Source organism: Streptomyces sp. NPDC002537, from assembly GCF_053594975.1.
Genome location: NZ_JBSFWT010000085.1, coordinates 22,383 through 31,560, shown reverse-complemented (window position 1 = coordinate 31,560; position 9,178 = coordinate 22,383). Strand labels below are relative to the sequence as shown.

Below are 9,178 nucleotides of genomic sequence, written 5' to 3'. Positions count from 1 at the left end.
GTCCAGCTGCCCAACGCGGAGGAGTCCAAGACCGTCGAGGTCGCGGCCTACTGCTGGAAGGCGCTCGGGCAGACCGGTTTCACCCGCACCGACGTCATCGTCGGCGTGGGCGGCGGGGCCACTACGGACCTGGCCGGGTTCGTGGCCGCGACGTGGCTGCGCGGGGTCCGCTGGATCGCGGTGCCCACCACGGTGCTGGGCATGGTCGACGCCGCGGTCGGGGGCAAGACGGGTATCAACACCGCCGAGGGCAAGAACCTCGTCGGCGCCTTCCATCCCCCGGCCGGGGTGCTGTGCGACCTCGCCGCGCTGGAATCGCTGCCCGTCAACGACTACGTCTCCGGTCTGGCCGAGGTGATCAAGGCGGGCTTCATCGCCGACCCGGCCATCCTCGGCCTCATCGAGGCCGACCCGCAGGGCGCACGCAGCCCCGAGGGCCCGCACACGGCGGAACTGATCGAGCGCGCCATCCGCGTCAAGGCCGAGGTGGTCTCCGCCGACCTCAGGGAGTCGGGCCTGCGCGAGATCCTCAACTACGGGCACACCCTCGCCCACGCGATCGAGAAGAACGAGCGCTACAACTGGCGGCACGGCGCCGCGGTCTCCGTCGGCATGGTCTTCGCCGCCGAACTCGGCCGCATCGCGGGCCGCCTGGACGACGCGACCGCCGACCGGCACCGCGCGATCCTCACCTCCGTCGGCCTGCCCGTCACCTACCGCGGCGACCAGTGGCCCAAGCTCGTCGAGACCATGAAAGTCGACAAGAAGTCCCGCGGCGACCGGCTGCGCTTCATCGTCCTCGACGGCCTCGCCAAGCCCACCGTCCTCGAAAGCCCCGACCCGGCGATGCTCCTCGCCGCGCACGCGGAGATCGCCGGTGGAACCTTGACCGGAACCCGCGCCCCGGAGGAAATCCTGACCAGCGGGTGTGCCAGATGACGACTGCCGACCGACGTCAGGCCCGAGGCCGTCCGCCTCGGGGCGGTACTTGCAGAAGGGCGGGCTGAAGGTGACCGACACTTGTGACAACCGATCTGCGGGTCAGCACATCCGGATGGAGACCCACGGCCTCGACAGCATCGGCGAGGCGGAACGCGGGGGCACTCCGCGACAGCTGTTCTGGCCCTGGTTCGGGGCCAACATCTCCGTCCTGGGCCTGAGTTACGGCGCCTTCGCGCTCGATTTCGGTATCTCGTTCTGGCAGGCCCTCGCCGCCGGTGTGATCGGCATCGTGTTCTCGTTCCTGCTCTGCGGCCTGATCGCGATCGCCGGTAAACATGGCTCCGCGCCGACCATGGTCCTCAGCCGCGCCGCGTACGGCGTACGAGGGAACAGGCTGCCCGCCGCGATCTCCTGGGTTCTCACCGTCGGCTGGGAGACCGTACTCACCGCATTGGCGGCCATGGCCACATCGACGGTCTTCGACCGCCTCGGGTGGGGCGGCGGCACCTGGACCAAGGCGACGGTCCTGGTGGTGGTCAGCGTGCTGACCGTGGTGGGCGGAGTCATGGGCTTCGGCCTGATCATGCGCCTGCAGACCCTGATCACCGCGGTCACCGGCGTCCTGACCGCCGTCTACATCGCGCTCGTGGCCCATCACATCCACTGGCCCGCCGTCAGCGCCGTGCCGACAGGATCCGCCCAGCAGTTCATCGGCGCGCTGGTCTTCATGCTGACAGGCTTCGGCCTGGGATGGGTCAACGCCGCGGCCGATTACTCCCGTTACCTGCCGCGTGGCACCAACAACCGGAAAGTCGCCCTCTGGACTACGGTCGGCGCCTCGTCGGCGCCGCTCGTCCTCCTGGTCTTCGGCCTGCTCCTGGCGGGTTCCTCGGCGGGACTCCACACCGCTATCGCCCGCGACCCGGTCGGTGCGCTGACCACCATCCTCCCCACCTGGTTCCTGATCCCCTTCGCCGTCGTCGCGGTCCTCGGCCTGATCGGCGGCGCGGTGCTGGACATCTACTCCTCCAGCCTGGCCCTCCTCGCGGCCGGCCTGCGCATACCGCGCCACCTGGCCGCGCTGACCGACGGAGTCCTGATGACGGCGGGCGCCTTCTACATCGTCTTCTTCAGCGACGACTTCCTCGGACAGTTCACCGGCTTCCTGACCACACTGGGCGTCCCGGTCGCCGCCTGGTGCGGCGTCATGCTCGCCGACCTGGCACTGCGCAGGAGCGACTACACCACGGCGGACCTCTACCGACGCCACGGCCGGTACGGCGACGTCGCGCCGCTGCCCCTGCTGCTCACCGTCGCCGCCACCGTGCTCGGCTGGGGCCTGGTCACCAACTCCGCCGCCGGCTGGCTGGCCTGGCAGGGGTACCTGCTCGGGCCGCTGGGACTCGGAGGCACCGGGGGCGCCTGGGCATCCGCCAACCTCGGCGTCCTGGCCGCGCTCCTGCTCGGCTTCCTCGGCACGCTCGCGACCGGTCGTGGACGGGTACGTGCCCAGGAACGGCAGCGATCAGAGGCACCGGCGCGGGAAAGGACGTTCAGCGCATGAGGGCCCCCGGTCCGGCCGACGGGCTCGCCGGGCACTTGGCCGTCGTCGACATGCAGCGCGTGTTCGCCGATCCGGACAGCCCGTGGGCCGTACCAGGCTTCGACCATGCCGCCGAGGGCATTCGCCGACTGCTGCCGCTCTTCGGTGACCGGGTCAGCTTCACCCGCTTCCTCGCACCCGAGACACCACACGGCTCCTGGACGGCGTACTACGCCCAGTGGCCCTTCGCCCTGCGACCGCCGCACGCCAGGCTCTGGCAGCTCGCGGATGCGTTCGCCGAAACAGACGCATTCGCCGAACGGGCGCGGCACATGCTGGACGCGACCACCTTCAGCAAATGGGGTCCGGAGCTCGCCGAACGTGTCGGCACGGGCGGGAGGCTCGTACTGACCGGTGTCAGCACCGACTGCTGTGTCCTGTCCACCGCGCTGGCCGCAGCCGACGCCGGAGTCGGGGTACGGGTGGTCGCCGACGCCTGCGCGGGCGTGGACGCCGACTCCCACGAGACGGCTCTGCGGGTGATGGAGCTGTACCGGCCGATGATCCAGGTGACCACTGTGGCCGACTTGCTCGCCGGTGGAGCGCCGTGATGGGCGCCCGTTCCGGAAGGCTCTGGCCTGTACATCGACACCCTCCCGTATCGACACGGCGACAGCCCCCGACATCGGCAGATGACCCCTCCCGCACCGAACGTCCGCATCACCCTCCACCGACACGGGAAGCACCATGAGCCCCACTCTCCAGAGCCGCGCTGCCGGCGCCCTCTACGGACTCGCCCTCGGCGACGCTCTCGGCATGCCGACGCAGATGCTGTCGCGCCCGCAGATCGTCTCCCGTTACGGGCCTGTGCTCACCGGCTTCCACGCGGCGCCCGCCGACCACCCGATCGCGGCCGGGATGCCTGTGGGCACGGTCACCGACGACACCGAACAGACCCTGCTGCTGGCCCGCGTACTGCTGGACGGTGAGGGCACCGTCGACGCGGCGGAGCTGGCACGGCGTCTGCTCGCCTGGGAAGACGACATGCGGGTCCGAGGCTCACTCGATCTCCTCGGCCCCTCCACCAAAAGCGCGGTCGAACGGGTCCTCGCAGGCGTGCCGGTCACGGAGACCGGCCGCTACGGCACCACCAATGGCGCCGCGATGCGGATCGCATCCGTGGGCATCGCGGTGGCCTCGACGAATCCGGGAGCGCTGGTGGACCGGGTCGTAGAGGCCAGCAGCCTGACCCACAACACCGGTGTAGCACTGGCGGGAGCGGCGGCCGTGGGCGCCGCCATCAGCGCGGGGCTCGACGGCACTTCCGTCCTCGACGCCCTGGAACCGGCCGTCGCGGCGGCCCGCATGGCGTCCGGCCGTGGCCATTGGGCGGCCGCGGCCGACGTCGCGGAGCGCATCCTCTGGGCGACCCGGCTGGTACGGGGACTGCCCGAGGAACAAGCATGCGAGCAGGTCTTCACACTCGTGGGCACCAGCCTCGCCACACAGGAATCCGTACCGGCCGCCTTCGCGATCCTGGCCGCCTGCCCGGACGACCCGTGGCGGGCGGCGCTCCTCGCGGCGTCCGTAGGAGGGGACTGCGACACCATCGCCGCCATCACGGGCGCGATCGGCGGCGCCTGCCATGGCGTGGCCGCCTTCCCGGCCGAGGCGCGAGCCACCCTGAACGGAGCCAACTCACTTGACCTGGACGACACCGCCGCTCGACTGCTCCTGCTGCGCCGACGGGGCTGATCCGATGTCCGCGAGCCGACGCTACGACCGGATCCTGCACCTGGGCAACGTGGTCATGGACCTGGTCCTGAACGTACCCGCGCTGCCCGAGCGCTCCGGCGACGTCCTCGCCACCCGCACGGACACGACCCCGGGCGGCGGCTTCAACGTCATGGCCGCGGCGGCCCGGCAAGGCATGCCCGTCACCTACGCCGGCGCGCACGGCACCGGCCCCTTCGGGGAACGGGCCCGCGCCGCGCTGCGCGCCGAAGGCATCAAGGTACGGCTGCGGCCGCGTACCGGACTGGACACCGGCTTCGTGGTCTGCCTGGTCGACGCCGGCGGCGAGCGCACCTTCGCCACCAGCCCAGGCGCGGAGTCCACACTGAGCGGCGACGACCTGACCGGTCTACGGCCGGACAAGCGCCAGCTGGTCTACGTCTCCGGCTACAGCCTGCTGTACGAGGCCAACCGCGCCGCATTGACCGGCTGGTTGTCGCGGCTGGACCCGACGGTCGATGTCGTAGTCGACCCCGGCCCGCTGGTCCACGGGATTCCTGTCGACGCACTGGAGATGTTGCTCGACCGGGCCACCTGGTTGAGCTGCAACGCCCGCGAAGCGGCGCTGCTCACCGGCATCGACGACCCGTGTGCCGCCGCCCTCGCGCTGGGGGACCGCCTGGTGAACGGCTCGGCCCTGGTACGTACGGGACCGGACGGCTGCCTGCTTCACCACGACGGGACGTTCAGCGCGATCCCGGGCTTTCCCGTCGATCCCGTCGACCTCAACGGTGCGGGTGACGCCCATACCGGCGTCTTCATGGCCACGCTCGCCCAGGGCATCGCCCCGTGTGCCGCCGCGTATCGCGCCAATGCCGCCGCGGCGATGGCCGTCACGCTTGCCGGACCGGCCACCGCCCCCGACGCGGCGGCGCTGGGCGCGTTCATCGGCTGCTGGTGACAATGGCTGGTGGACGAAAAGCCGTCCCGTCCAACCGGGGTGGTCGGACGGGACGGTGGTTGTTGCCCTGAGCGAGATCACGGTCAGGATCGTCGCGGTGGGCTGAAATCCACTATCGGCACAGCACCATCGTCAGCGTGGCGCACAGCCCTGATGTGACGATGGCTGAGGTCGTCACGGTGCGTCGGCGTAGTTGTCGGTAGCGTGCTTCGTATTCCTGGCGGAGTTCGATGCAGCGGTCGGCGATGCGCCGGGTCGTGGCTTCTGCGGTTTTGGTGCGGGCCCGTGTGTAGTGGTCTTCGAGTTCTTGACGTTCGCTGGTGGTGAGCCAGGGCAGGTGGTCGCAGAAGGCGGTGGCTTCCTGGCGGGCGGTGGCCAGTTCGGCCTGCCAGTAGAGGTAACCGTCGAGCTGCCGCAGTCCGTGGTCGATGGACCGGACCGGGTGGTCGTGGCTTTCCGCCGGGCGGCTCATGCCGGTCACCTCCCGTCGCGAGCGGGAGCCGGTGTGTGGTTCTGTTCCAGCTCCAGTTCGGCGACCTCGGGGTGGTGGAGGTCGAAAGCCGGGGACTCGGAACGGATCCGCGGCAGGGTGAGGAAGTTGTGCCGCGGGGGCGGGCAGGAGGTCGCCCATTCCAGCGAGCGGCCGTAGCCCCATGGGTCGTCGACCTCGACCTTCTTGCCGTACTTGGCGGTCTTCCAGACGTTGTAGAAGAACGGCAGGATCGACAGGCCCAGCAGGAAGGACGAAGCGCTGGAAATCGTGTTCAGCGTGGTGAAGCCGTCGGCGGCCAGGTAGTCGGCGTAGCGGCGGGGCATGCCCTCGACACCCAGCCAGTGCTGGACGAGGAACGTGCCGTGGAAGCCCACGAACAGCGTCCAGAAGGTGATCTTGCCGAGGCGCTCGTCCAGCATCTTGCCGGTGAACTTCGGCCACCAGAAGTGGAAGCCGGCGAACATCGCGAAGACGACCGTACCGAAGATCACGTAGTGGAAGTGCGCGACCACGAAGTACGAGTCGGAGACGTGGAAGTCCAGTGGCGGCGCGGCCAGGACGACACCGGTCAGACCACCGAAGAGGAACGTCACGAGGAAACCGATGGTGAAGAGCATCGGCGTCTCGAAGGAGAGTGAACCCTTCCACATCGTGCCGATCCAGTTGAAGAACTTCACACCGGTCGGCACCGCGATCAGGAAGGTCATGAACGAGAAGAACGGCAGCAGCACACCACCGGTCACGTACATGTGGTGCGCCCACACGGTGATCGCGAGACCCGCGATGGCGATGGTGGCGGCGATCAGCCCGCCGTAACCGAACAGCGGCTTCCGGCTGAAGACCGGGATGATCTCGGAGACGATGCCGAAGAACGGCAGGGCGATGATGTAGACCTCGGGGTGGCCGAAGAACCAGAAGAGGTGCTGCCACAGCAGAGCCCCGCCGTTGGACGCGTCGAAGATGTGCGCCCCGTACTTGCGGTCCATCTCCAGCGCGAGAAGAGCCGCGGCCAGAACCGGGAAGGCCAGCAGAATCAGCAGGCTGGTCAGCAGCACGTTCCACACGAACATCGGCAGCCGGAACATGGTCATGCCGGGCGCGCGCATGCAGATGATGGTGGTGATGAAGTTGACCGCGCCGAGGATCGTGCCGAACCCGGAGAGGACCAGGCCCATGATCCACATGTCACCGCCGACGCCGGGGGAGTGGACGGCATTCGTCAGCGGGGAGTAGGCGAACCAGCCGAAGTCGGCCGCGCCCTGCGGGGTGAGAAAGCCGCCGACTCCTATGAGGGAGCCGAAGACGTAGAGCCAGTAGGCGAACATGTTCAGCCGGGGGAACGCCACGTCGGGCGCGCCGATCTGCAGCGGCATGATCCAGTTGGCGAAACCGGCGAACAGCGGCGTCGCGAACATCAGCAGCATGATCGTGCCGTGCATCGTGAACGCCTGGTTGAACTGCTCGTTCGACATGAACTGCGTACCCGGGCGGGCAAGTTCGGCGCGCATCAGCAGCGCCAGCAGGCCGCCGATGCAGAAGAACGCGAACGACGTGATCAGGTACAGCGACCCGATCGTCTTGTGGTCGGTGGAGGTCATCCACTTCACGACGGCGTCGCCCGGTTTCTTGACCCGGTTCGGCGGAGCCGCCGGGCGCGTCCCTTGGACCGCGTCGGCGCTCCGGGGCTCGGAAGAGAGTGTTGTCACGTAAACCTCTGAAGTGCTCGTCGCTGGCCGCAGTACCGCCGTCTGCTCACCACCCCAGGTCACGGGGAGTCCAGAACCCGTCGGCGAGGCGTGTTCGGCAAACTTCGGTCGCTCGCCGACGACGGAATTTTGGAACAGCGTTGGTTGGGGCGATGGGCGTACTTCTCCCCACTGGAAAGCGGAACGGAGACGGGGGATGTCGGCATCGCCCGCAGCAATGTACCGTGACTGTTTTCGAGGTGCCGCCTGCATATGGCAGATCTATGACCTCATAAGGGGATGCAGGGTTGATCCCGTCGACATACCGCCAGGCCGTCGATTCCGATACCCAGAAGTCGGCCCTGTCCTGCACGAACGTCTTGTTCTTCCACGGATACGCCAGCGTTGGCAGAGCGCGCTCGAAGCGGCCCGTCCTGCGCCTCGGTGAATTCATGGCAGGAATGGGTCAGGTGCGAGACGGCTCGACTAAGTCGTGAGAGATATCGAGTTGGGAACGACGCAGAATCGGCAGAGCCCCTTGGTGCCGGTGTCGAGTGAGATCAACACCTCAGCGCCAAGGGGCTCTGTCATGTCACCAATACCCTGGGGCCGGGCTGTTTACGGTTCGACGTGAATCGAGTAGTGGAGGTCGTAGTCCCAGGTGGACACGCCAATGCCCTCCTGCTTGAAATTAACAACCTCACGCTTTACACAGGCCTCGGTGCCGAGGTCGGCGATCGCAAGGTCCAGCTGGGCAAATCCGAGAGCGTCGTCTGCGTCGACCGATGCCACCACGGACGACAGGATCTGGTCAGCGATTTCCAGCACGGCTTTGCCCACCTTGGGGGTAAGGGCGGCGTCCACAGCCAGATTGCGCATCTGAATGGACAGATCCGGGCCGGCCGCAGGCTGCACCGCAGGCTTCGTGGCATCGACCTTGGTGTCACCGGCCTTGGTGCTACTGGCCTTGGTGTCGCCGGCCTTGGTGTCGCCGGCCTTGGTGTCACCGGCCTTGGTGCTACTGGCCTTGGTGCTACTGGCCTTGGTGTCATCGGCCTTGGTGCTGCTGGCCTTGGTGTCGCCAGCCTTGGTGCTGCTGGCCTTGACGTCGCTGGACTTCAGAGCGGCAGCGATTGCGGTTGGCGCTTTATCAGCGAAAGCTCCGCCAATCTCGTTGAGTACCTTTCGGTAAGTGCCCTCCTCCCAGCCCTTGCCGGAGTCACTGTCCCAAGCCTCCAGCGCAACGGAAATCTCTCCGGACTTCGGTAGGTCGCCCTCGAAGATGATGCGCTGATCTTTATCGAAGGACAGGGTTTGGCCCACTCGAATGTTCATGGGCTCCGTCAGGAAGAACTTCGAGACAAGGCTCGTCGTCACAGTACCTCGAACGTAGAACTCATCCGCCCCGACGATGTCTTCGGTATCGCGGCAAGTGACTCGATCGAGAACAACCTTCAGCTTCACAGTCCAACCCGTTCTGGAATTGACAGCAGTGTTGAATTAATTGAATTAGCTCGGAGAGGAGCTCGTCTGAATATTGACACACCCGTGGTCTCTTCGGGTCTTGCCGACATGCAAGTTCGTGGCTGGCCGGAGACTTGGCGCCTTCTGCCTCGGCGGAGACCAGGCTGTGTACCTGACGCTATGTGCCTATGTTCGGGAAATTCGTAATCATAGGTTGACTCCTTGCCGTCAATTGTCGACATCGTGAGGACAGGTACGGAATGTCGGAGAGTGTCGGTGAGGAGTCAACCTATGGCTGCGGACTGTCAAATGGAGGCAGCAATATGGTCAAGCATGTGACCTATGAGAGTGGCTCC

General features: G+C 67.1%; 8 protein-coding genes. 5 read left to right on the top strand and 3 right to left on the bottom strand.

Annotated features, from left to right (window positions below):
* From aroB to ACWD4A_RS28985, 5 genes are all read left to right on the top strand, one after another.
* Nucleotides 1-939: 3-dehydroquinate synthase (aroB, locus tag ACWD4A_RS29005; RefSeq protein WP_451198452.1), on the top strand; the 939-nt coding region annotated here is incomplete at its 5' end.
* Between the two features lie 115 nt (nt 940-1,054).
* Complete coding sequence (locus ACWD4A_RS29000) at nt 1,055-2,506, top strand: purine-cytosine permease family protein (protein ID WP_451198451.1); 1,452 nt, start codon at nt 1,055-1,057, stop codon at nt 2,504-2,506.
* The gene (locus ACWD4A_RS28995; RefSeq protein ID WP_451198450.1) at nt 2,503-3,096 is read left to right on the top strand and encodes a cysteine hydrolase family protein; all 594 of its coding nucleotides are present in this window, start codon (nt 2,503-2,505) and stop codon (nt 3,094-3,096) included. The genes ACWD4A_RS29000 and ACWD4A_RS28995 overlap by 4 nt, the downstream gene beginning before the upstream one ends.
* A 136-nt stretch (nt 3,097-3,232) precedes the next feature.
* A complete protein-coding gene (locus ACWD4A_RS28990; protein ID WP_451198449.1) occupies nt 3,233-4,240 on the top strand; it encodes an ADP-ribosylglycohydrolase family protein in 1,008 nt (335 codons plus the stop codon).
* 4 nt (nt 4,241-4,244) lie between these two features.
* The gene (locus tag ACWD4A_RS28985; protein WP_451198448.1) at nt 4,245-5,180 is read left to right on the top strand and encodes a PfkB family carbohydrate kinase; all 936 of its coding nucleotides are present in this window, start codon (nt 4,245-4,247) and stop codon (nt 5,178-5,180) included.
* A 112-nt stretch (nt 5,181-5,292) separates the two neighbouring features.
* On the opposite strand, the gene ACWD4A_RS28980 is transcribed toward ACWD4A_RS28985, so the two are convergent.
* The 3 genes from ACWD4A_RS28980 to ACWD4A_RS28970 form a co-directional block, all read right to left on the bottom strand.
* On the bottom strand, nt 5,293-5,652 hold the full coding sequence (locus ACWD4A_RS28980; RefSeq protein ID WP_451198447.1) for a hypothetical protein: 360 nt from the start codon (nt 5,650-5,652) through the stop codon (nt 5,293-5,295).
* 5 nt (nt 5,653-5,657) lie between these two features.
* Nucleotides 5,658-7,379: an aa3-type cytochrome oxidase subunit I gene (gene ctaD, locus ACWD4A_RS28975; RefSeq protein WP_451198446.1), complete on the bottom strand. Its 1,722-nt coding sequence runs from the start codon at nt 7,377-7,379 to the stop codon at nt 5,658-5,660.
* A gap of 597 nt (nt 7,380-7,976) precedes the next feature.
* Nucleotides 7,977-8,822 carry a hypothetical protein gene (locus ACWD4A_RS28970; RefSeq protein WP_451198445.1) on the bottom strand — a complete coding sequence of 282 codons (846 nt, stop codon included), beginning with the start codon at nt 8,820-8,822 and terminating at the stop codon, nt 7,977-7,979.
* Nucleotides 8,823-9,178: the final 356 nt, after the last annotated feature.